Annotated in this window: 21 protein-coding genes; 2 read left to right on the top strand and 19 right to left on the bottom strand. The window is 41.6% G+C overall.

What is annotated here, in order from left to right:
- Positions 1-26: 26 nt before the first annotated feature.
- The 6 genes from B3Q46_RS07825 to B3Q46_RS07800 form a co-directional block, all read right to left on the bottom strand.
- On the bottom strand, positions 27-1,427 hold the full coding sequence (locus tag B3Q46_RS07825; RefSeq protein ID WP_005234177.1) for a C13 family peptidase: 1,401 nt from the start codon (positions 1,425-1,427) through the stop codon (positions 27-29).
- Between the two features lie 124 nt (positions 1,428-1,551).
- Positions 1,552-2,370, bottom strand: coding sequence for a class I SAM-dependent methyltransferase (locus B3Q46_RS07820; RefSeq protein WP_005234175.1), 819 nt, complete (start codon positions 2,368-2,370; stop codon positions 1,552-1,554).
- Positions 2,364-3,188 (bottom strand): undecaprenyl-diphosphate phosphatase, encoded by an 825-nt coding sequence (locus B3Q46_RS07815; protein WP_005234173.1) that lies wholly within the window; start codon positions 3,186-3,188, stop codon positions 2,364-2,366. The genes B3Q46_RS07820 and B3Q46_RS07815 overlap by 7 nt, the downstream gene beginning before the upstream one ends.
- A gap of 16 nt (positions 3,189-3,204) precedes the next feature.
- Positions 3,205-3,870, bottom strand: coding sequence for a tRNA (adenosine(37)-N6)-threonylcarbamoyltransferase complex dimerization subunit type 1 TsaB (tsaB, locus tag B3Q46_RS07810; protein WP_005234171.1), 666 nt, complete (start codon positions 3,868-3,870; stop codon positions 3,205-3,207).
- Between the two features lie 140 nt (positions 3,871-4,010).
- Complete coding sequence (locus tag B3Q46_RS07805) at positions 4,011-4,541, bottom strand: gamma carbonic anhydrase family protein (protein WP_005234166.1); 531 nt, start codon at positions 4,539-4,541, stop codon at positions 4,011-4,013.
- A 14-nt stretch (positions 4,542-4,555) separates the two neighbouring features.
- On the bottom strand, positions 4,556-5,170 hold the full coding sequence (locus B3Q46_RS07800; protein ID WP_004783401.1) for a CoA pyrophosphatase: 615 nt from the start codon (positions 5,168-5,170) through the stop codon (positions 4,556-4,558).
- 123 nt (positions 5,171-5,293) lie between these two features.
- Between B3Q46_RS07800 and B3Q46_RS07795 the strand changes: the two genes are divergently transcribed.
- Positions 5,294-5,842, top strand: a complete 549-nt coding sequence (locus B3Q46_RS07795; protein ID WP_122959126.1) for an NUDIX hydrolase — start codon at positions 5,294-5,296, stop codon at positions 5,840-5,842.
- A 45-nt stretch (positions 5,843-5,887) separates the two neighbouring features.
- Here the strand turns inward: B3Q46_RS07795 and B3Q46_RS07790 are convergent, their stop codons facing one another.
- The 6 genes from B3Q46_RS07790 to B3Q46_RS07765 all read right to left on the bottom strand — a co-directional run bounded on the left by B3Q46_RS07790 (position 5,888) and on the right by B3Q46_RS07765 (position 14,011).
- On the bottom strand, positions 5,888-7,813 hold the full coding sequence (locus B3Q46_RS07790; protein ID WP_005234164.1) for a hypothetical protein: 1,926 nt from the start codon (positions 7,811-7,813) through the stop codon (positions 5,888-5,890).
- Positions 7,814-7,834: 21 nt separating this feature from the next.
- The gene (filE, locus tag B3Q46_RS07785; RefSeq protein ID WP_286714069.1) at positions 7,835-8,992 is read right to left on the bottom strand and encodes a putative pilus assembly protein FilE; all 1,158 of its coding nucleotides are present in this window, start codon (positions 8,990-8,992) and stop codon (positions 7,835-7,837) included.
- Between the two features lie 7 nt (positions 8,993-8,999).
- Positions 9,000-10,664, bottom strand: coding sequence for an OmpP1/FadL family transporter (locus B3Q46_RS07780; protein ID WP_005234148.1), 1,665 nt, complete (start codon positions 10,662-10,664; stop codon positions 9,000-9,002).
- Positions 10,665-10,676: 12 nt separating this feature from the next.
- Complete coding sequence (locus B3Q46_RS07775; protein ID WP_005234147.1) at positions 10,677-11,882, bottom strand: hypothetical protein; 1,206 nt, start codon at positions 11,880-11,882, stop codon at positions 10,677-10,679.
- Positions 11,883-11,920: 38 nt separating this feature from the next.
- The gene (locus tag B3Q46_RS07770; RefSeq protein WP_005234137.1) at positions 11,921-12,754 is read right to left on the bottom strand and encodes a C39 family peptidase; all 834 of its coding nucleotides are present in this window, start codon (positions 12,752-12,754) and stop codon (positions 11,921-11,923) included.
- Between the two features lie 189 nt (positions 12,755-12,943).
- Positions 12,944-14,011, bottom strand: a complete 1,068-nt coding sequence (locus B3Q46_RS07765; RefSeq protein WP_005234135.1) for a DUF6160 family protein — start codon at positions 14,009-14,011, stop codon at positions 12,944-12,946.
- 260 nt (positions 14,012-14,271) lie between these two features.
- On the opposite strand from B3Q46_RS07765, the gene B3Q46_RS07760 reads away from it, so the two are divergent.
- Positions 14,272-15,603, top strand: coding sequence for an anthranilate synthase component I family protein (locus B3Q46_RS07760; RefSeq protein WP_005234133.1), 1,332 nt, complete (start codon positions 14,272-14,274; stop codon positions 15,601-15,603).
- A 107-nt stretch (positions 15,604-15,710) separates the two neighbouring features.
- On the opposite strand, the gene hisC is transcribed toward B3Q46_RS07760, so the two are convergent.
- The 7 genes from hisC to B3Q46_RS07725 form a co-directional block, all read right to left on the bottom strand.
- Positions 15,711-16,802, bottom strand: coding sequence for a histidinol-phosphate transaminase (hisC, locus tag B3Q46_RS07755; RefSeq protein WP_005234132.1), 1,092 nt, complete (start codon positions 16,800-16,802; stop codon positions 15,711-15,713).
- A 118-nt stretch (positions 16,803-16,920) separates the two neighbouring features.
- Positions 16,921-18,222 (bottom strand): histidinol dehydrogenase, encoded by a 1,302-nt coding sequence (hisD, locus tag B3Q46_RS07750; RefSeq protein ID WP_164071347.1) that lies wholly within the window; start codon positions 18,220-18,222, stop codon positions 16,921-16,923.
- A gap of 188 nt (positions 18,223-18,410) precedes the next feature.
- Positions 18,411-19,112, bottom strand: a complete 702-nt coding sequence (gene hisG, locus B3Q46_RS07745; protein ID WP_005234128.1) for an ATP phosphoribosyltransferase — start codon at positions 19,110-19,112, stop codon at positions 18,411-18,413.
- A complete protein-coding gene (gene murA, locus B3Q46_RS07740; RefSeq protein ID WP_005234126.1) occupies positions 19,112-20,368 on the bottom strand; it encodes a UDP-N-acetylglucosamine 1-carboxyvinyltransferase in 1,257 nt (418 codons plus the stop codon). Before murA ends, hisG begins: the two co-directional genes overlap by 1 nt.
- 7 nt (positions 20,369-20,375) lie before the next feature.
- Positions 20,376-20,627, bottom strand: a complete 252-nt coding sequence (ibaG, locus tag B3Q46_RS07735) for a BolA family iron metabolism protein IbaG (protein ID WP_004783413.1) — start codon at positions 20,625-20,627, stop codon at positions 20,376-20,378.
- Between the two features lie 135 nt (positions 20,628-20,762).
- Positions 20,763-21,095, bottom strand: coding sequence for a ribosome hibernation-promoting factor, HPF/YfiA family (gene hpf, locus B3Q46_RS07730; protein ID WP_005234124.1), 333 nt, complete (start codon positions 21,093-21,095; stop codon positions 20,763-20,765).
- A 185-nt stretch (positions 21,096-21,280) separates the two neighbouring features.
- Entirely contained in the window at positions 21,281-22,726 is a 1,446-nt protein-coding gene (locus B3Q46_RS07725; RefSeq protein ID WP_005234121.1) for an RNA polymerase factor sigma-54, read from the bottom strand.
- Between the last annotated feature and the right edge of the window lie 276 nt (positions 22,727-23,002).

Here is a 23,002-nt window from a genome sequence, read left to right as displayed (position 1 = left end):
TCTATTTTCTAAAGTTGTAGATTGGTTTATGGAGCCAAAGCGACAGACGGAGATGCTGAAGTGGTCGTCGCTGGAGGGAAAAGACGCTGTTCCAGTTGTGGCAACATCAATTCCATGTTTTTGCCAATCACCCATTGTGGTTCTGACCGTTCAAATCCCTGAGCTGCTTCCCATTTAGCCACTGTAGTCTTGGCCTGCTCAAAAGAGGCTTTCAGACTGTTATTTTCACGCATGGCCTCATCAAAGAAAGCACGACCGAAATAAGTATAGTCAGCTTCGTTCGAACAACCGAATGACTGACGGTCAGCAGCAGAAGCAGTAATGATCAAGGTATTATCATTCTGCAAAGCCGAAGCGAAACTACCTGAGAAACAGGCAGAAATAACAATCACTCGCCAGCGCACACCTGAGGCATCCAAAGTATCACGCAACCATTCTGGATCAACTGATGCCAGGTCTAACGGTGCATTTTCCATTTCAAATTCATTTGGCAAGCCATGTGAGGTCATATACAGAAACAGCACATCACTTTCCCGGTTCATCTGCTGGCCAATACGACGCAAGGCCAGTTCCATGCTGGTTTTAGAAGCAAGCGGAATTTCAGTCCGTGTTGCTGGATGATTTACCAGCATAATCGAACGGCCGAAAGTCCCAAACCGGGTATCAAACTGCTTTTTAATCCGCTCTATTTCTGAATAGAACACATCCTGATAACTTGCGCCAGCGACGCCCATGAAGTACCAGTGCGATTGTGCAAATTCGCCATATTCAATTGCATCTAGTGCCTTGTTCAGCAAGATCGGCTGAGTATAGAAAGCATCTTCAGCAAAACTTGGTGGAATTTCTTCAACTTTCCAGATGGGCTGATCTTTCACCGAAATCTGCCACACCACCAAAGTAAACAGGGTGGCCAGCATAATCAGTGCCCGTTCCCACCACGGCCATTTTAATTCACGTGAAATTACCCAGACCACAGCCAGACTTTGCCAGACAAACAGCATGACAAATAGGGTCGGAATATAGGCGTAGAAAATATAGGGTAGATAATCCAGATCACCCAGATACTGGATCAGGCTCTGGAACAGCATGATATGCGTATCCAGCACTAGCCAGAGTAATGCAGGTACCAGCATCAAACGAGGATTATTCACTCGCTGGGACAAGAAAATCCCGACAATCAAGGCAATAAAGGGCCAAAGTGCATAACTGATCAGACCTTGAGAGTTAAAATCTCCCATGCGGCCGGAACTGAGCCAGCTAAACAGGCTATTAGCACAGCCGCCCAAAATGCCCCAGAACACCAGTTGTAGAATAGAGGGACGCACCAGTTGCAGCGAACGCCGAGATCCCAGAAATAACCACATCCCGGCAATTTGGTTGCTTTTAAAATCGTGCCAAAAATTGATGGAGGGTTTAAAGTCGATCATATGATTTCAGGGAGATGAGTGGCTCGCTAATGTGCCCAATAAGTTTATGCTTGATATAAGTTTTATCAATGCCAATTTTTAAATATATAACAAATCCTTGATCTATTTTGAAGCAATTCTCATATTAAGTAACCAGTTCATGCTGAAAATAGGCATCAAAACGGCAAGCATCACCAGACCATTGATGATTTGGCTCTTTTCCAGCTAAAAATACGGCCAAACGAGGACGTTTCACCACCACCCGCTTGCCAATTTTTTGTGCCAATTCTAAGAGATTATCTCCCAGATCCATTTCACCATCTTCCGGTAAAAGCAGATGTAATAACTGCATTTGTTTTTTCACCTGTGCCTGCTTTTTCGGTGCCTGCTGGTTCTGGTCACGTTGTGGAAACATCGGGTCCAGATAAACCACATCGACGACCGCATTCTGCTCAGCCTGTGATTTCAGATAGTCTGCAGAATCTGAAAAAACCAGATGAATCCGCTTAACCACCGAACTTAGAAAAGTATCCTTTTTCGCTCGGTGATGACTGTCTTCAAGCAGGGTAAATAAAATAGGATGTCGTTCGACCAAGGTCACCTGAGCACCCAAATGTGCCATCAACAGACTGTCATGACCTAGACCAGCTGTCGCATCGATAAGAGTCGGCTTTTCTCCCAAATTACAAGCACGAGCAATCATTTCCGATTTTAAAGAGGCACGTTTTAAGCGCCCTACTTCTGCTTGCCAATCTGGTTGCATTTTCATGCCATTGGCACAGAGCCATAGGCCGTCAGCATCAACACACAGCGCCAGTTCGGGATGTAAACGCAAGAAACGTGCATTCAGCTTTTCAATAACCTCAATACTAACCTCTACATCACGAGAAGAAAGCACAGCCTCGAAGTGCTGTGCTTTCTTTTGATACTCGAATTCGGTATATAAGCGAATCGTGCTTACCATAATCTCCAACCTGTAAAGGCAAATAATAAAATCAGTAAACCTGAGGCAATGCGATACCAGGCAAAAACCATGAAATCACGTTTTGCCACATAGGCTACCAAGGCACGGATTAATAAAAGCGCCGAGATGAACGATACGATGATACCGACTGCCAGAACTGTCCAGTCTTCTGTGGTACTGTAAACATCATAGCTTTGATAAAGATCGAGCAGGCCTGCACCGATAATGACCGGAATCCCCAAGAAGAATGAAAATTCAGTTGCAGCCTTACGTGATACGCCAAGGAACATCGCCCCGATAATGGTCGCACCTGAACGTGAAGTTCCCGGTATCAGGGATAAGACCTGAATCAGACCGATCCAGATTGCATCTTTCACGGTCAGATCTTCAACTTCCTGGGCACGTACCTTGGGTGGATTCTTTTCAATCCAGATAATGATCAGACCACCAACGATCAAGCCAATGGCAATCGCAATATTATTGAATAGCAGCTCTTTTACGGTTTGCCCTAAGGTCAGGCCAATCAGCACAATGGGAATAGAGGCCAGAATCAGGCCAATCCCTAAACGGCGTCCTTGCGGTTCACCACTTACGATGCCAGTTGCTGCACCCCAAAGCCGTGCCCAATATTCATAAATAACCGCGGCAATTGCCCCCATCTGAATTGCGACGACAAAAACATCGCTTTTTTCTTTGGTCCAGAAATTCATTAATTCTGAAGCCAAAATCAGATGCCCAGTACTGGAAATAGGCAAAAACTCGGTGATACCTTCAACAATACCCATAATTGCTGCTTTCAGCAGCAGTAAAAGATCCATGCTTAATCCTGATTAATTATGCTTTGCCTTGTTCTGGAATTTTTTTCCATGCGTTATCACGTAAATATACCGGAAGTGCCAATTCTGCACTGACCCAATTTTCTGTTTTTGCTGCTGCACGCGCAATCATGGCAATATCCTGTGCTGTTGCACTGACATTTTTATATTCGGATGCTGTTTCTTGAACTAGATTGGCACCTGAACCCACCACAGTAAATTTAACTGCTTCAGCACCTTGTTCATAACTCAAAAGCTGTTCTTCATCAACAGCCTGCATAATCCCTTGAGCATCTAACTGATAACTGGCGACATAGACTTCATTCATCCGTGCATCCAGTACTGCAGTTACTGCAGTTAAACCATGCAAACGATATGCCGCTTGCGCCAAAGCCTGTAAAGTGGATACCGGAATTACAGGCAGATCATTTGACCAAGCCAAAGCTTGAGTCACAGCCGCATTGATACGAACACCACTAAACGATCCCGGGCCACGACTAAAGGCAATCGCTGTCAGATCAGATACAGTCAAGCCCAGATCATTGAGGCCTTGTTCAATCATTGGAAGAATGGTTTGCGTTTGTGCCTTGGCGCGCGCATCAAGCTGAAAAAATAGTTCTTGAGTATCATCGATCACAGAGACGGAACACTGCTCATTGGCAGTCTCCAATGCCAGCACTTTCATGCACAACCTTAATTCAGAGAATATAAAAAACGTCGAATATAATACTCCACTCATATCTTCTAGGCGAGATTTTCCCAAGCCAGATACAAAAATGCCTAGAAAATTCTAGGCTTAACTGAGGACATTATTCAGATAACAGCCTAAAGCTGTACTTCTTCCAGATCCTGAAATTTCTGGAAATGCTCAGCATAGTGCATGGCACTCATTTTTAGTTTCTGAATACTGGCGTCATCTAAAGTTTTCACGACTTTGCCTGGTGAGCCCATCACCACCGAATTATCAGGAATTACTTTCCCTTCTGGAATCAGGGCATTGGCACCAATAATACAATTCTTGCCAATCACGGCATGATTCAAGATCACTGCCTGAATTCCAATCAGGCTATTATCGCCAATGGTGCAACCATGCAGCATGGCCTGATGACCAATGGTCACATAATTCCCGATGTTCATTTCAATGCCAGCATCGGTATGTAGCACTGCATTTTCCTGAACATTGGTGAAGTCACCTAAACGGATTTTGCTGTTATCGGCGCGAACGACGGCACCAAACCAGACACTCACCTGTTTGCCCAGTTCGACCTGTCCAATGACCGTCGCTGTAGGTGCCACCCAACCATCCCACGGCTGATGCGTTGCTTTTGGTGAATGTCCCTGAAATTGATATAACATGGCTGAAATCCTGTTCAACGGTTAAAAAATTTTGAGCGTTTAAACGCAGGTGAGTTAAGTAAAAATGGCCAGTCTTTTTTATAGTCCAGCCCGTACTGAAATAGTGAAATCAGCATACGTGCGGTCAGTCCCCAGACAATCTCATTTTCCACTCGCATACTGGGAAAATATAAGGACTGCTGGGCAAAACGTACTTCATAAGGCATCGGCTGGGCTTCCAGCAAATGCTGCAAGGAAGCAAAGAAAATCCGGTCAATTTCTGTCGGCTGAGGAATGAGTTGAATGGTAGGCGGAATTAAACCGACCACAGGCTTAACCAGCATCCCGTTACGTGCCTTTTGCATCGGGAGATCCCCGATCAGATGAACATCAAATGGATTAAGCGCCGTTTCCTCATACGCCTCTCTTAAGGCCACTACAATATTACTGGTATCTTGCGGGTCGCGTTTACCACCTGGAAAAGAGACTTCTCCTGCATGATTATTCATATAAGCTGAACGGCGTGTCAGCAAAACTTTGGGATCAGCTTCATCTGTGATCGCAATTAATACAGCAGCTTGTGCAGTTTGAATCCGTTTGGAAAATCGTAAATGTTTCTGCAAGCGTTGTATTAATCCCAGCTCATCCATTCATTCAGCTCCCTATGCGACTATAATTTCATCATAGCTGATTTTTGATTTGGCGGGATAGAAATGATGCCAAATTTTGATTTTTCAGTTATCCTGACCTTACTGTTATCATTGATGATGAATATGAACTTCTGTGTGAACTGTGGACATAAAACAACAGAGAAAATTCCTTTAGGCGATCAGAAGGTTCGCAAGGTTTGTACTACATGCGGATATATTCATTACATTAATCCAAAAGTGATTTGCGGTGCATTGGTGCTCTGGGAAGATAAAGTCCTGCTCTGCCGCCGTGCAATTGAACCACGTTATGGACTGTGGACCCTACCTGCCGGCTATATGGAACTGTTTGAAACCATGGAACAGGGCGCAGCTCGTGAAACCCGTGAAGAAGCCGAAGCTGAAGTGGATATTGAACAGCTGTACTGCATGTACAATATTCCGCGGATTGGCCAGATTTATGTCCTATTCAAATCTCAACTGATTGATGGAAAATTTGGTGCAGGTGAAGAAACCATTGAAGCACGTTTATTTAACGAAGATGAAATTCCCTGGAGTGAACTGGCTTTCCCAAGTGTAGAGCATACGCTTCGTCATTATTTTGAAGACCGTAAAACCAATAACTTCCCGATGCACCTAGAGACCTTGGGAACTCGTTTGGATCACACAGGTTAAAATGTCTTTTTATAAAAAAGCCCATCAAATGATGGGCTTTTTTCATTATTTTGTTTTGATGCTATAACAATCCGCTAATTTAAATGAAACACTTCCGCCACTTAGCTTGGCCAGATTGGTCTCCTCCGTCGTTTCATCAGTATTATTGTTATTATAAACTTTCTGGAAGCTGGCATAAGTATTCGCCCAACCTACGCTTTCTCCAGCTGAGTTGGTAAAGCCCACACGACTGGTTCCATTCAGTACATTAGATAAATTGAGTAATGCCCCACCAATCACAATCTTATCATCTGTATTGGTTGAAGCCTGAATAGTGGAGTTCATACCTACTAGGGCACCATTTAATGAACCAAATACAGGATCAGCGAAGACCAGTCGCATAGATACTGTTTTTTCATCTATAAATGCACGGCCTAAGGTACCGAGACGATATTGTTGAACGCCGTTATTGTCTTTAAGTCCAGCCGGCAAGATATCTCCCTGGCAACCATTAATGCTATCAGTTGCAAGATTGGTAGCGGACTGCATATTGGTACGCACATCACCATTACTATCAATCACAACACCCACTGTAACAGGGCTAATTGAGTTTTCGCTAAATTTAAACTCCATGTTGCCATACATTGGGAAAATATATTCTTCATCTGGCTCTACATTTTCAGCTGTTCTAAAAACTTGACGATCCAGATAGCTGATCGGGAAAATTTTATAAAGATCAATTGAGCCACTATAGTTGTCATCATCGGCATTAAAACGCCATAAGCCAAGACTGGCACGGTCAGCATCGCTGAGTTCAGTTTTACCTGTAGCCATCTTATAAAATGCTTCTTTACCGGCAATCACATAATCGCTCAGCAAACGACCTTGGTAAATTTCTAATGGATTGCTGTTGTTAGCCACATTCATTTTATATGGTGCATTTGATGAAAGCATTCTCGTTGCAGGGCTAATCCAGCTGGTTTGCGGTACTGCAGTAATTTGCTGTGGTTTGACCTTACGGATCAATTCCGCATTAATGCCACCCAAAGATCCCAGATTATTGGAGCCCAGTTTTAGCTGAGTGTCACGCCACTGTAGTCCACTGCCGAAGGTATAACCTTGGCGGTCTGTAATCAGGATAAAATGTCCAAATAAATATTTAGTCGTTTTATCTTTAATGTCACATACAGATTTATTACAACCCGCCAGACCATCGGAACCAGTCAAGTTACTACTAATAATGCCTGAAGTTGAGAACAGAGAAAATTCCGGTTGATATACTGCTGCACTGGCAATATTGGCCAGTTTTTTTACGACTTCAAAGGCCTGATCATCACTAATCTGGCTAATATCAATAAAAGGTTTAAGGGTTTCTGCTAAATTTGCATCTGTCAGGTTGATATCTTTATTAATTTTGCCCAGATTCTTTCGCATATCCTCTGTGATATACAAGGGCTGTACATCCGTCGGATTATAGATACGGCCTTTTTCCAGTGCCAAGGTCTGCCAGATTTTCACCAGTTTCATCGCCACCTGTACGGTTGGATCTGTCTGTTCGATTCTGGCAATGTTACGACCGGTAATTCCCTTGGCAATATCAAGTACACTTAGTCGGGGTAATTGGCTCGCTGTACTGAGGTTCATATATTCAGAGAGCTTGACAGTACCCAATTTGATTTTGGTATCACTAAAACTTTTTAGATAAAATTCAATAGTATCTGCTTTTTGACAAGTGCCTGAGGTAACACCATCATTTTGGTCAAATAAAGTAATGAAGGTATTTTCTTTATCACCACTACAATTAAAGTTAAGACCATCAATTGGATATTCAAGCCCCCATTCCAGACAATTCGTTGTAGTAGCAGAGCATGAACCATTCGTGGTGGCTTCATCATTTTGTTCTGGTATGACATTCGCACTTTCACCTCCGCATCCGCTGAGGGCGGCAAATAAAGCAGTGAAAGCAAATGGATATAATATTTTATTTTTCATCTTATTCTACTCGAATCGTCCTTATCGAATGGCGACTAGTTTTAGTTGTCCATAATTTGTCAGCATCTTGTCTTCAACATCTATAGCTGAAGCGAGTGGGGTCATTAATACATATTGGCTTTGCGCAGGAATCTGAATAATTCCCTGTATCTTCTCATGTTGAATAATATTGGCTTGTGCTTCCTGATTTTTGAAACCGCCCGCCCCTTCTAAAACACAGCCTCGTTCATCCAGAAATACAACAAATGGCCAGTAATAGGCAGGATTATTCTGACGGGAAGCATAAGACTGAATCTGAATATTTTTAATATCAGATTTTAGCTTCACAATTTCATAATCAAACTCATCTGATTTCAGTGGTGCCCGTGGCCACAGATTAATGGATTTACCTGCACTAATCTCTTTCGCATTCTTAACTTTTTTATCTTTAAAACACTGCTTACCTAAGCTTTCTACAGATTCAGGCTGAGAAATACGGTAGTAGGTTTGGGCCAGTACGACTGGACCAGAATCTACAGCAGGTTGTTGAAATAAGGATTTTATAATCGACTGTCCCACTCCTTTTTCACGCTCAATCGTCTGTACACGTGTTGACCCAATATTTTTATCAACTATCCCTTCAGGCATACTGTAGAAACGTTTTTTACCTTCCAGATTAAATTCTTTATTTTCCAGATATTCACTATCCACATATTCCACCCCTTCAATCTGACTGAAACCCTGTTTTTGAACAGGATCAGGTAATGCCTGAATGACAGGTTCAGAGGTTTGAGGCTGTGTCACTGGTGGTAAGTATTGCGGTAATTTAGACTCAACGTGTTTAGTCGGTTGTACTGGTTGTACTGGTTGTACTGGTTGTACTGGTTGTACTGGTTGTACTGGTTGTACAACTATATTATTTTTTTGCTGAACTGTTGCCACACTTTTTTCGACTATCTTTGGCTCGGATTTTTTCAGATCCTGTGCAGTAGATGTAACGGGTGTAACTAATTTTTTCGGAGTAGTGGCCGCTTGGTTTTTTGTTGTTTCTTTCTGCTCATTATTTTGACGTGGCACAACTAATGGTCGCCCATCGGGCCCAATGATCGTAATAAACTCTCTGGCATTTGTATAAAAAGACCATGGTACCAGACTTAATGCCAGTACCATTTTTATCCCTAAGTTCCCTGTTCTGATCATTTCTTCCTTACCAACGGGTGCGATAGTTCAAACCTAAAATTGTGATCTTGGTATCTGTTTTGACATTCAAGCCTGCATATGGATTCAGTAACAGGTTATTTACCCCGGTCTGGTTCGCTAGGCTACTGGTATTTGCTGGAATATTATCTTTACTGCGTAAGAAACCAATAGATAGATCCAGATCCGTATCTGCGTCAAAACGGTAGCCCACTCCTAAACCAAATAGCTGTGCACCATTAATCGGTACCATAGTATTGCGTTTATCTTTTGGAATGGCACTGGTACGTGGTTCATAGCCAGCACGAAGTTTCAGTCGGTCAGTTGCTGAATACTCTACTCCGATCCCGAAGTTCCATGGCGACTCAAACCTAAGCGGTAATGCAAGTGAAGAATCCGTTACATTGGCAGATAACAGTTTGGCAATCTTCAAGGCAGACAGGGTACGGTCGAACTCAAACTTGAATTGGTCCCAAGCAGCATAATCTGTCCAGCCAATATCAAAATTGACTTGTAGATCTGGCATTACCTTATATTTGATCCCCGCCTGAAAGTGAGCTGGGTATTCGAAATCCATGGAAACCAGACCCGATTCACTTGAAGGGATATAATTTGGAAAACCAAGAATTGCAGCTAAAATCTGGCCAGTTGGGGAGGTCATCAGACCTTTAATCATTTCCTGTGGTGCTTTGGCATTATCGATATGATATTTACCTTTTAAGCGCATTTTGGCAGCACTCTGGTAAACCATACCAAAACTGAAATCTTCAGTTGGTTCCCATAGAACACCTAGGTTATAGCTTGGACTTAAATTTTGTTCTAATGAAAGTTGCATTTGGCCAAATTTACCAAATGGGTTCATCCCTTCATCAGCATTACAGATCCCGAGCAACAAGATATCAGTAATGATGTCAGAATTTTCTTTAAATGGTGTACATACGACTTCATCAATCATACGCAACATGCCAATCAGCTCATTGGGAAAACGTAAATCTGTTTTCATGGCAATGGCTTGATAAGACATCCCGATTGAAGCACCAATTGAAAGCTGGTCGTTGACTTCATAACCAATTGATGGAGATAAATATGTAATCCGCTCCAGAGCAACCTGTTGTCCCATAAAATTGGCAGGATTACCATCTTCATGACCAAAACCTGCCACTAGTGGTGCATAAACGGCAGTTGCATACGTTGCTTTAGAACCTGGTGGTTTATAAGAGACCCCCATGGTAGGTGCTGCCATCGGGAGGCCTTCCCCCAAATCCACCATTTTTTTCAGGATAGGTACGTAGAGGCTGACATACTCTACATCACCCTTCACTGGGCCTTTAAAATCTGTACATAAATCAGAAGATACTTCAGGACCATCATTACAGACCATTGGATCATCTGAATAACCAAACACGTTATATCCAGCAGGAACAGTAAATTCACGCTGAATATCAAAGTTCGCAACAATAATTTGCTGTTCGGTCTGTAAGCCCTCAATTTTAGCCAATGCAGCCGGGTTAAAGTGAATTGCATTCACTCCTGGCGGATCTGCAGTAACCGCGTTCCCCATAGACAATGCACGCAGGTCAACAGAAAGGTTGGTACCTAATTGTGCAAAGGTATAACTTGAACAGCCCGCAAGAATAATTCCTGTTAATAACGGGCTAAGTCGAATGTTTTTCATACGACACCCCTATTAACTGAATTTCTTACCGAAACCTAAAATATCAAGTGGGAATGAAAGTCCCAGTGAAACATCTGGTGCATCTTCGGTCAGCCCCAATCCGACCGTACCATTTACAATGGTTTCTGGGGATACACGCACCCCTAAAGAAATCGCAAAAGTCGAGCTAGTCTGATCAGCGGCTGAATAGCTTTCACCCGTGTGATACTTAAATTCGGCACCAGTATTAAAGCTTTGCTGATATGACATAGTCATGGAAACATCATAGTTAAATGAATAAGCGAAACCGAAAGCAAAACCACCACTAATCCCTGGTTCAAACTCTTCAATAATTCGTGTACCGCGACGCTGATCTAAGCCTGATTCCTTAAACCCATAATTTGCAGAAACTGAGGCAAATAACACTACCGGGTCAATATATTTACGAGTACTCGCCCCCACACCGGCTGAGTAATATCCTTTACCTGCAGCCAGATCTTTTGCTGCATTAATTTCATATGGGCTATCACCTGTTTTCGTCGACAAATTGGCAAATAAAATAAGTGGTAAACGACCTGCTTTTAAAGGGAAGGGCTCCCAACGTGCACCCAGACTAATATCCCCTAATCCGGCTGTAGAGGTATCTTTTAATAAATCTGTCTTAGCCACCAAAGGTAAGGAAGCTGTTAAGGTCAGGTTATCTTTCACCCCGTACTGAAAAGTGAAAGTATTGGTCAGGCTATGTGTTGCATTTTCCTGAACACGGAGCTGATACAGCTGGCCCTGTGCCATTTCCATATCGAGTTGTGTATCTCGATAATAGGTATAATCAATATCGTAATAGGATGAAATTTCGCCTTGTTTAATAAGTGAGTATTGACGCTCATTTGAAGTAAATACTTCTTCTAGACTTGCTTCCTGAGTAGCATCTCCTTCTTTTTTCTGTAAGGCTTGAGATGCATCTACTGCTTGAGTGGCTGGAGCTTCAACAGGTGCAGCTGTTTCAACAACAGCTTCTTCCTGAACGGTTTCATATCCTCCAAGTTCAGGCTCTACTACAGCTTGAGTTGCTGCTGGTTCAGGCTGAATATCAATGGATGCAGCAGTCTCGACTACTTCTTCCTCAACCGTTTCATACTCACCCAGTTCAGGCTCATCCGCAGCCCATGCCACTCCCATAACCATCTGAATGCTGAGCGCCAAGAATGTCTTGTTCATCCATTTACTGTTCATATCCATTTCACCATTTTTAATTTTTCTATAGCCATCTTTTCGTTTTATTTATTCTTGTAATAAAGTCTGAGAAAATTATATTGATATTCCCCAAATTTTTCTGAATCTACATTACGGTTACGATCCATACGGATAGTCGATGCTTTATCGGCAATTTTATCCATATAGAACTGTGGATACTGCATATCAACTAAAGCATAACGGTTAATGGTTGCATCTTCGACATGACGCATATCCGAATCTTTTAATGCCAAAAAGTTTTTTCGATATTGTTCAGGGACATTAATTAAATATAAAGTATTGTTTTCCCAAACTTCCTTAAATCGCTGTTCATCAAAACTGATATTACCCAGTGCTGGATCGGCAACATACACCCGTCCATTTTTATAAGCTTTGTACACGACAAAATGTTTAAATCCTGCATAGGAAATAGGAACAATGGCGGGTTGTCCCTGTTTAACCAGATCTTCAAATTCTCCGCGATAGCCACCACTTTCCAGGCCTAAGGCAGCAACAAAACGCTTCATATCAAGAAGGGAAAAGCTACGACGTTCGATGATTTTATCCGTTTCACCAAATTTCATTAGGCCATTCATGACTTGCTGCTCATCCAGCCGAGTACCTACATAGCCATTTAATAAAGTCGTAAGTGCTGCTGAACCACAACTATAATCATAAGCCTGACGCACAATTCCCTGAAACTGGTCTAACAGTGCAGGTTTGACTTCCACATGTTCGCGGTGCATACGTACGAAAGAATCATTTCTTGAATCAAGAACTTCAGTATAGTGAACAGCGCCTGGTGGCTGTTTTTTAATATCCAGAGCTTCTTTGGCAGCGTAATACATCAATGCCGAGCCCAATGCAATCTCTAACATATTCTTTTACTTTTCTTATCATTGGCATGATGTGCCTAATTTTTCTTTTTATAGAGTCTTCACTCTACTTCCCTGTAACTAGAAAGATATCTTCTTTTTCAAAAAAATACAGTCTTTTTTTATTTTTTTAGATAGATGTTGTAGTCATAAAAAAAGCGCGTGTAAACACGCGCTTTTTTAAGGTAAAAATTAGTGACCAGAAATGGTAATAATTGCACCTTTTGCATATTGGCCAGTTCCCGGGCTAAAGTAAGTTTGCAGACCTTGGATTTCCATATCACCAATTGATGCTGCATTTTGGCTACCTAGGTGAATACCTTTCACATAGTTATCATGTGCACCACTTGTACTCACAATACGAATGAAACCATCGTTTGCAGTTGATTCGCCAAATACACTGATGCTTTGGTTCAATGTCAAATCTTTAGAGTTAGCATCTGTCAACTTAATGCTTTCAATGAAGATTTCACCTGGGCCTGAGGTGTTTACACCTGCAGCAACTTGTTGACCAGCTGTTGAATTATCGAAAATACCCAAATCTGTAATTGTTAAGCCCCCAGTCATTGTTGCATTCAGCTTAATCATTGCACCCTGTGGAGCAGCACCTAATTGAATATTGGCAGACATTGGACCTGTTTTAAATGATAGGCCAGATAAAATCGCATTTTCCTTACCAGCACCACCACGGCGAATACTAGTAGCTGAAGCTAAACCACTTTCATAATCTGTAAGAGATGAAGCTGATCCCACAACCCCAATTTCACCGATGTTAATATCTAAACCAGATACTTCAGCGGCAATGTTGATAAACGGGTTACCAGCACCAGCATCTGAGTCAATGGTTAAATCTGCAAGGTTACGTGAAGCTAGTAAATACGCACCATTGTCATCGTAGTTTGCACCAATCACGATACCATTAGCTGCTGTTCTACCCTTACCATTCGCTTTGATATAGATTGCACCTGCTTCACCAGTACCTCCCACAATACCATTAGCAGCCTCTCCAGGGCGAAGAACAGCTCCATCATTATTATAAATTTCAATAACACCCGCTTTTGCAGTAGAATCTTCAGCTAAACCATCATTATCATGGATAAATAGTTTTTCAATTTCAATTTTTGAAATACCGATACCGATTTTCAAACCGTCCTGACCTGTAGTCGCGCTTAGAGATGCATCGTCCAGTGATTGCATCGCCATTGCGTTTGCACTAAAAGCAACTGAAGCAGCTAAAGCCAATTTTGTGAATTTTTTCATTGTTTACTCTCCCAAGAGTACTATTTTTTTGGTTGTGAATCACTCAGTGCTGACGTTGTGTTTTTTATTTTCTGACAACGCAAAGCATCTTTCCTTGAGTAATTTTGCTCGCCCACTTAACTTAACGTCGAGTCATATTTTGATCAACTGTCGTTGGTCGCAATATTGAGCTTACCGACAAACGGTATTTGATGATTTAGAAATATTTTTTCCTATTCTTGATATAAAATACCGGGTCATATCGGAATATGCGCTACTGAATGAACGAAGCTCCTTACCATTGTCCTTTAAGTTTTGCATCTCTTCAGCTTAAAGATCTATTGCATGCATTAAGTCCCTTAGATCACCTGATATATTTAAATAATAATGGACAGCCTTTTATTGCCTGCTGTGCACAGAAATATTTTATGGTGCAGGATGGACAAATTCAGGCATTTAAGAGAGTGGATATCGAGCAATATCAGGCTGATATAGCTAAACTCATCTTAGAGCTTGAGCAAACTCCAGATATTAAAGCGAATGAATTTTCTGGGGGTTATATTGGGTTTATTGGCTATGATTACGCTGCTCAACAGCATACCCAATACCCGCAGCGGCCTCAACCTGGCCTATTTATCGGTCAGTTTGATTCTTATATTAAGTTTGAAGCTGATCAATGGGTATTCTATAGCCATGATCCGCAAGCAGCAGATATTTTCAATCATCTTCAAAATCTATTAAATCAATCACCTATACAACCGAGGTTTCAATTAAAAACTCTTTGCAGCCCACGTTGGGATAAATCTCGCTATGCACAGGCATTTCAGGATATTCAGGATTATATTCTAGCCGGTGATTGTTACCAGATTAACTTAACCCAAGAATTTACAGCACTTGCTGAAGGTTCATTATTAGGAACTGCACATGCTTTCTGGACATTAACCAATGCGCCATATGCGGGCTATCTTCGTATTGGTAATTTTGAATTATTGAGCTGTTCACCTGAACTGTTTATTGACTTTGAAGCACATCGAAAAATTGTCACCAAACCGATTAAAGGTACCATGCCACGTTTTGCTGATCCGGTGCTTGATGAGCAATCCAAACAACGATTAAAAGACTCAAAGAAGGATCAGGCTGAAAATGTCATGATTGTAGATTTACTACGCAATGACCTCAGTGTTTATGCAGAAACAGGTTCAGTCAAGACACCTAAACTATTCAATATTGAGTCATTTAATCAGGTACATCATATGGTCAGCGAAGTCGAAGCGACCTTAAAAGAAGGTGTGCATCCTTTTGATGTATTACTGTCTGCACTTCCAGGTGGATCAATTACCGGTGCACCAAAGATTCGCGCCATGCAAATTATTGAAGAGTTAGAAGGTGCTCCACGTGGAGCGTATTGTGGTTCATTAGGTTATTTTAATTTTGATGGAACAGGAAGCTGGAATATTCTGATTCGCTCGATTCAGAAATATCAGGATGAGGTTTCACTTTGGGCTGGTGGCGGAATTACGATTTCTTCTGACTGTGATGCGGAATATCAGGAATGTTTTGATAAGGTTGATGCCATGCTGGATTTACTCAATACCTGGTATAAACCTAAATAAATAAAAAAGCGACTCGGTTGAGCCGCTTTTTTATAAATCTCCCCTAACCTCTCTTTAAAAAGAAAAAGGTCCCCTCCTTTATCAAAGGAGGGTTAGGGTGGATTTAATTAAGCTAAAATATCATTTTTCAATGTATCTACTAAACGCTGATTTTGCTCATCTGTACCAATGGTAATACGTAAAAATTGATTGATACGAGGTTTATTAAAGTAACGTACGATAATGCCGCATTCCCGTAATTCAGCCGCTAACTCACCTGCATCTTTTGATGGTAGTGAAGCAAAAATAAAGTTCGCGCTTGATGGCAAGACTTTGAAACCAAGCTCATTCAACTGATTAACCAGTTTTTCACGACTGGCAATGACTTTAGCATTTTGTGCTTCAAAGTATTTCTGATCTTCGAATGAAGCCACTGCAGCCGCAATCGCAAAACGATCCATTGGATAAGAGTTAAAGCTGTTCTTTACCGCTTCAAGCGCTGCAATCAGATGGGGTTGGGCAATCGCGAAACCTACACGTAGGCCAGCTAAAGAGCGGGATTTTGAAGTCGTTTGACAGACTACTAAATTCTCATATTTTTCAATCAAACTCACTGCTGATTCAGCACCAAAATCTACATAGGCTTCATCAATAACGACCACTGAATCAGGATTCGCTTGCAGAATTTCTTCAATGGCAGACAAACCAAGCGCAATACTGGTTGGCGCATTCGGATTGGTGATGATAATACCGCCATTTGGCTGTTTATAATCATCTACCACAATTTCAAAATTTTCATTGAGTGGCAAGATTTTGGTTTTGACACCAAAGAACTGGCTATAAACCGGATAGAAACTATAGGTAATATCTGGATAAAGCAGTGGCTGTTCCTGAATAAAAAAGGCTTTAAAGATATGTGCTAGAACTTCATCAGAACCGTTACCGACAAAGACATTTTCAGCAGCCACATTTTGTTGTTTAGCTATGGCATGTTTCAATTCAGATGCATCGGGATCTGGATAAAGGCGTAAAACATCTGCGTCATTGGCTAAAATTTTTTGCACCGCTTCCACGACTTTCGGTGATGGCGGATACGGATTTTCATTGGTATTTAATTTTAAAAGGTTTTGAATTTTGGGCTGTTCGCCTGGAACGTAAGGCTCTAGCTCACGGACTTCAGGGCTCCAAAAACGCATTTGCTCTATGGTGATATTCGACATTTTCTATTCTCAAATTCCCTCTCCTTATAGGAGAGGGTTAGGGAGAGGTTAAATAATTCCCCTTACCTAACCTCTCACAAAGGGAGAGAAATATCTTTTATTCAATATAAGTATTTAATTACTGATAGCGATAACGTGCTGAGCGTGCATGCGCATCCAGATTTTCCTGCTGTGCCAGAACATCTGCAGTTTTCGCAAGGGTTTTCACACCGTCTTCAGAACACATAATCAGGCTTGAACGTTTCTGGAAATCATAGACACCCAGTGGTGATGAGAAACGTGCTGTACCCGATGTTGGTAATACATGGTTCGGACCTGCACAATAGTCACCAATCGCTTCAGGCGTATAACGTCCCATGAAGATTGCACCCGCATGTCGGATCTCTTCAGCCATTTGCTGTGCTTCATCCAGACACAGCATTAAATGTTCAGGTGCCACCTGGTTAATTAGCTCAATACCTTCAGTACGATCTTTCACAAGCACTAATGCACCACGATTGGCAATTGAAGTGCGGGCAATTTCTGCTTTTGGTAGAGCTTGCAAATGTTCTTCAATTGCTTGTTCTACTTCATTGAGAAGCTGTTCATCAGGCGTAATAAATACAGCTTGAGCAACAGTGTCATGCTCAGCTTGAGATAACAAATCCATCGCTAACCATTTGGCATTGTTCTGCCCTTCTGCATAGACCAGAATTTCTGAAGGACCAGCAATCATGTCGATACCGACCTGACCAAATACTGCACGTTTTGCCGCAGCCACAAAACGGTTACCTGGACCAGTGATTTTATCGACACGTGGAATGGTTTCTGTACCATAGGCCAATGCAGCAACTGCTTGTGCGCCACCAATGGTAAATATACGGTGTACGCCAGCCAGATAGGCAGCAGCCAAGACTAATGGGTTCAGTTCACCATTTGGAGCAGGCACCACCATAACAATTTCACCTACACCTGCCACATGTGCAGGAACAGCATTCATTAACACCGAAGATGGATAAGATGCTAAGCCACCTGGTACATAGATCCCTACGCGATCCAATGGCGTCACTTTCTGACCCAAGGTATTACCTAGAGCGTCGACATACGTCCAACCATCCTGTTTTTGTGCCTGATGGAATTCACGAATGCGGTTTGCAGCCAATTCTAAAGCTTCACGCACTTCCGTCGTCAAGCCTTCAAAGGCTGCTTTAAGTTGCTCTTGAGTCAGTTCTAAACCTGAAAATTGATGCGCTGGATGTCGATCGAACTGCTGAGTCAATTTAAGAACATGAGCATCACCATGCTGACGTACGTCAGCAATAATTTGGTCTACAGTTTTTAAAAGTTCAGGATCATTCACGGTTTCAAAAGCCAACAAGTCAGCAAATGCCTGCTTGAAGTTTTGATCTTGTGTCGATAAACGTCGCATCAATTTACCTATAAGGTTTGAATTCGAAGGCTTTAGTTTACCTGTTTTCAAAGACTTTGTCGGTAGCTAGAACAGACTTGTGCTATGAGTTTTATTGGAAATAGCTTTTGATAAAATTGATGAAAGCATTGAACTTCTTATATTTATAATCAGCAATAAAAAAACCGCCCAAAGTGGACGGTCTTTGATAAAGCTTAAATTTAAGCTTTTTTCGCCTGTTCTCGTGCTTCAACTGCTTGCTCAAGCTGAGCAAGAATCGGATTCAGCAATGCCTGCTTACGTTTAAAGCTGGCTTTGTTCACAATCAGACGTGAAGAGACTTTGCAAATTTCTTCAAGTGGTTCAAGACCATTGGCACGCAGTGTATTGCCTGTATCAACCACATCAACAATGTAATCACCTAAACCCACCAGTGGTGCAAGTTCCATTGAACCATAAAGCTTGATCACATCAACCTGTTCACCGAGGCTCGCGTAGTATTGACGGGTCAGATTCACGTATTTAGTCGCAATTTTTAAACGGCCTTTCGGACGCTCCATGCCGACTTTACCTGCTGTCATCAATTTACAGTTGGCAATTTTCAGATCTAATGGTTCATAGACATTTTGCGCGCCATGTTCCATCAACACATCTTTACCTGCAACACCGATATCTGCCGCGCCATTTTCAACATAAGTCGGCACATCAGAAGCACGTAAAATCAGGATACGCACCTGTTTATGCGTGGTTGGAAAAATCAGCTTACGTGATTTATCCGGATCTTCCAGCAGGTTAATCCCTGCTGTTTCAAGCAGAGGTAAAGTTTCTTTTAAGATACGGCCCTTGCTTAATGCTAACGTTAAACCATGATCAAAATTGCCCATTACGTCAAAGTTTGGATCATCGTTTCTCATATCACTCATTAACTTACTCGCTTAATTTGGGCACCTAAACCTTGTAACTTTGCTTCGACATCTTCATAACCGCGGTCAATATGATAAATACGGTCAATCAATGTTTCTCCTTCGGCTGCAAGTGCTGCAAGAACTAAAGAGAATGAAGCACGTAAATCTGTTGCCATCACAGGCGCTGCAGAAAGTTTTTCTACACCCGTTACGACAGCATCATTACCTTCGACCTGAATATTGGCTCCCATACGGGCCAATTCAGGAACATGCATAAAACGGTTTTCAAAAATCGTTTCAGAAATTGTGGCAAATCCACGGCCAATGGCATTGACTGCCATTAACTGGGCTTGCATATCTGTTGGGAAATCTGGATGTGGCAAGGTACGGAAGCTCACCGCCTTCGGACGTTTGCCCATCATATCCAGTTCAATCCAGTCATCCCCACGAGTGACTTCTGCACCCATTTCCTCAAACTTATCCAGTACAGCTTCCATTAAAGCCGGATCTGTATGTGTGGTTTTAACACGACCACCCGTAATAGCTGCAGCAGCCAGATAAGAACCGGTTTCAATACGGTCGGCAACCACTGCATATTCACAGCCATGCAGGCTTTCTACACCGGTAACCACTAGGGTATCGGTATCCAGACCTTCAATTTTCGCACCCATCTTGATCAGCATTTGAGCAAGATCGGTAATTTCAGGTTCGCGCGCCGCATTGCGAATCATAGTCACACCATCCGCCAATACTGCAGCCATCAGAATATTTTCAGTACCACCCACAGTCACCATATCAAATACGACTTCACCGCCTTTCAGACGACCATCGACTTTGGCATGGACATAGCCGGCCTCAACCTCAATCTCGGCACCCAAAGCTTCTAGTGCTTTCAAATGCTGATCGACTGGACGGGAACCAATCGCACATCCACCTGGTAAAGATACTTTTGCACTACCGTAGCGCGCCAAGAGAGGACCAAGCACCAAAATAGAAGCACGCATGGTCTTTACGAGTTCATAAGGGGCAAACTGGTTATCTAAGGTAGAGGTATCTGCAATAACTGTATCGCCTTCATAGCTAATCGTGATCCCAAGACCTGCAATCAGCTTCACCAAGGTATTTACATCTTTTAGATTTGGAACATTTCTAAGTGTGATTGGCGTATCAGCAAGAATCATTGCTGCTAATAATGGAAGCGCTGCATTTTTTGCACCAGAAATACGCACTTCACCGTCGAGCTTAATACCGCCCTGAATTAAGAATTTATCCATTAATTGATTAAGCTCCAAATAAGCTTGCTTTACGCCATTCTTCTTTGGTCAATGCACGAATGGTCACAGCATGCACTGCACCACTGGCAATATGGGAATTGAGAGGAGCATAAACAGCTTGTTGACGTGCAACCGGACGTTTACCTTCAAACTGATCATCCACAATACGGAGATCGAATTTTCCGCCCTGACCACTCACAGCAACATCCGCCTCAGGAAAAGCGGCTTTTAAAATTTCAGCGAGCTGTTCATTATTCATCACAAGACCTCTTATAGGACTAAGGGTGTAAAACGAGTCATTTTACTATAAATGTAAAAAATAATTCATTAGTCACATACATTATATATATAAAAAAAGAGGCTTTTAAAAACCTCTTTTTCCCCATTTGGTCGCTTAAATGGCTAAACTCTGATGATCCAGCTGCATTTCGCGATATCGGTCAATCTGTTTTTTTAATTTTTCCGTCAAAATTTTAATCGAGGTATACATGTCATCAGCATTGGCATGGGCAAAAAACTCAATACCCGGTAAACGGACAATCGCTTCTGCGATATGGTTACTACTGCCTCTTTTTGAGCGCTTATCAATCTGATGATCTTTGGAAAGCTTAACCTGCATGCTGTTCACCTGATCCAGATGTTTGGTCATCTGTGAAAATTTCGTTTTTATAGTTTCTTCAATCGCTGGCGTAATTGATAAATGATGTCCACGAATTGTTATTTGCATAGTTCTATCCCTCACCTTCATTAGGATCAGAAGAGTCACAGTTAAAAATGAAAAGAATACAATAACTTGCTCAAGCAAAATCGTGATTTAAAGCATTTATTCAGATCATTTTTACTATTTCTCAAAAGAAAAAAAGATTCATTACAATGTCATAATGAATCTCTAGAATAATCAAATTTCAAAAACTAGATCAAGACTTTTCGCTCAGAAGAGGAAGGAATATGTAACGATTCACGATATTTCGCGACCGTACGTCGTGCTACATCAATCCCCTCTTCTTTCAAAAGATTGGCAATTGCATTGTCAGATAAAGGCTTACGTGCATTTTCTTCAGCAATCATTTTCTTAATTTTAGCACGGATTGCAGTAGATGAAGCCTCTCCCCCAGAAGTTGTTCCCACATGACTCGAGAAGAAGTATTTCAGTTCGAATAAACCACGTGGGGTCAGCATATATTTGTTAGTTGTTACACGGGATACAGTTGATTCATGTAGTTCCACTTCTTCAGCAATATCCCGTAAAACCAGAGGTTTCATACCTTCAGGACCAATCTCTAAAAAGCTTTTCTGATGTTCAACAATACAGGTCGCTACTTTCAATAAAGTTTTATGTCGTTCATCAATACTTTTAATAAAGTTTTTCGCTTCCAGCATCTGATTACGCAGGTATTGATTATCTTCACTTTGATCAGCACGACGAATCATATTGGTATAAAAAGAATTTAGTCTTAACTTTGGCATCACATCAGGATTCAACATCACCTGCCAGCAGTCATTCTTTTTCATTACCACGACATCTGGGATCTGATAATCAGATTCCTTACTTTCAAACTCCAGTCCCGGATATGGCTTAAGAGTTTTCAGTAAATCAACGGCACAGCGCAATTGTTCCTGATTTAAGCCAGTTTGTTTAATGAGTTTTGGTAATTCATTGGTAATCAGCAACTCATAATGTTGCAGCAATTTGACCGCATCATTACGACAAGGGGTATTAACTGGTAGGCTATCTAGCTGAATCAATAAACACTCAGCGAGATTTCTAGAACCCACTCCAATCGGATCAAGACGCTGAACATGCTTGAGAACAACGAGTACTTCATCCTCTTCGATTTCTTCCTCATAATCCATGGAAGATAAAAGATGCTGTACTGATGCAGTAATCTCAGAAATTTCTGCATCCAGAAAACCCTTTTCATCTAGAGAATCAATAATGCAGTAGGCAATCAGCTGATCAATGCGAGAAAAGTGCAGCAGATTAATCTGCTCGAGCATATATTCTTGTAGGCTTTGCTGGCTTTGACGATTGTCTTCCCGCTCTTCGAACTCTGCTGCACCCAGACTTGTAGGTTGATGAGTATAGACATCATCCCAGTCGGTATCTACAGGGAGATCGTCCGGAAGATGGTCTGCATTAAGTTCATTAGTTAAATCCTTTTGACCCGCATCAACAGTAGAAAGACTTTCAACACTGATTTGCTCTTCAACTTTTTCTAACAAAGGATTACTATCAAGTTGTAGCTGGATTTCTTGCTCTAGTTCCAGACTGGATAATTGTAATAAGCGGATTGCTTGTTGTAACTGTGGAGTTAATGACAGCGAGTTGGCAATTCGTAATCCCACTGATAGTTTCATATGACCCCCTAATAAAAATCTCGTTTTATAAGCAATTTTCATGCCGTTTTAACTTTTATAACATAGTTTGATAAAAAAACACACAAAACTATAATGATTTCATGAACCTTAACGTCATTTTTATATAATTTTATAAGCATTATTAATCACTTATTTTTATTAAACAGTAATTAACCAATTTGTAAATTAATATAATTTGACTTAATTTTTTAAATCCCACTCATAAAAAAAAGCCCCCTGCGTGAGCAGAGGGCTTTTTGGAATAATGAGCTGGCG

The sequence above is a fragment of the Acinetobacter sp. UBA2581 genome (assembly GCF_002339435.1).
Classification (GTDB): domain Bacteria; phylum Pseudomonadota; class Gammaproteobacteria; order Pseudomonadales; family Moraxellaceae; genus Acinetobacter; species Acinetobacter variabilis.
The sequence above is the reverse complement of the archived record's forward strand: the minus strand, read 5'-3'. Positions and strand labels throughout refer to the sequence as shown.

Coding starts and splice junctions, on each gene's coding strand:
- B3Q46_RS07770 (WP_005234137.1), bottom strand. CDS start 12,754: ATGTTAGAGATTGCATTGGGCTCGGCATTGATGTATTACGCTGCCAAA.
- B3Q46_RS07820 (WP_005234175.1), bottom strand. CDS start 2,370: ATGGTAAGCACGATTCGCTTATATACCGAATTCGAGTATCAAAAGAAA.
- B3Q46_RS07760 (WP_005234133.1), top strand. CDS start 14,272: ATGAACGAAGCTCCTTACCATTGTCCTTTAAGTTTTGCATCTCTTCAG.
- B3Q46_RS07805 (WP_005234166.1), bottom strand. CDS start 4,541: ATGTTATATCAATTTCAGGGACATTCACCAAAAGCAACGCATCAGCCG.
- filE (WP_286714069.1), bottom strand. CDS start 8,992: ATGATCAGAACAGGGAACTTAGGGATAAAAATGGTACTGGCATTAAGT.
- B3Q46_RS07765 (WP_005234135.1), bottom strand. CDS start 14,011: ATGAAAAAATTCACAAAATTGGCTTTAGCTGCTTCAGTTGCTTTTAGT.
- B3Q46_RS07775 (WP_005234147.1), bottom strand. CDS start 11,882: ATGGATATGAACAGTAAATGGATGAACAAGACATTCTTGGCGCTCAGC.
- B3Q46_RS07815 (WP_005234173.1), bottom strand. CDS start 3,188: ATGGATCTTTTACTGCTGCTGAAAGCAGCAATTATGGGTATTGTTGAA.
- B3Q46_RS07780 (WP_005234148.1), bottom strand. CDS start 10,664: ATGAAAAACATTCGACTTAGCCCGTTATTAACAGGAATTATTCTTGCG.
- B3Q46_RS07825 (WP_005234177.1), bottom strand. CDS start 1,427: ATGATCGACTTTAAACCCTCCATCAATTTTTGGCACGATTTTAAAAGC.
- B3Q46_RS07790 (WP_005234164.1), bottom strand. CDS start 7,813: ATGAAAAATAAAATATTATATCCATTTGCTTTCACTGCTTTATTTGCC.
- tsaB (WP_005234171.1), bottom strand. CDS start 3,870: ATGAAAGTGCTGGCATTGGAGACTGCCAATGAGCAGTGTTCCGTCTCT.
- hisG (WP_005234128.1), bottom strand. CDS start 19,112: ATGAGTGATATGAGAAACGATGATCCAAACTTTGACGTAATGGGCAAT.
- B3Q46_RS07800 (WP_004783401.1), bottom strand. CDS start 5,170: ATGGATGAGCTGGGATTAATACAACGCTTGCAGAAACATTTACGATTT.
- B3Q46_RS07795 (WP_122959126.1), top strand. CDS start 5,294: ATGAACTTCTGTGTGAACTGTGGACATAAAACAACAGAGAAAATTCCT.
- B3Q46_RS07725 (WP_005234121.1), bottom strand. CDS start 22,726: ATGAAACTATCAGTGGGATTACGAATTGCCAACTCGCTGTCATTAACT.
- hisC (WP_005234132.1), bottom strand. CDS start 16,802: ATGTCGAATATCACCATAGAGCAAATGCGTTTTTGGAGCCCTGAAGTC.
- murA (WP_005234126.1), bottom strand. CDS start 20,368: ATGGATAAATTCTTAATTCAGGGCGGTATTAAGCTCGACGGTGAAGTG.
- ibaG (WP_004783413.1), bottom strand. CDS start 20,627: ATGAATAATGAACAGCTCGCTGAAATTTTAAAAGCCGCTTTTCCTGAG.
- hpf (WP_005234124.1), bottom strand. CDS start 21,095: ATGCAAATAACAATTCGTGGACATCATTTATCAATTACGCCAGCGATT.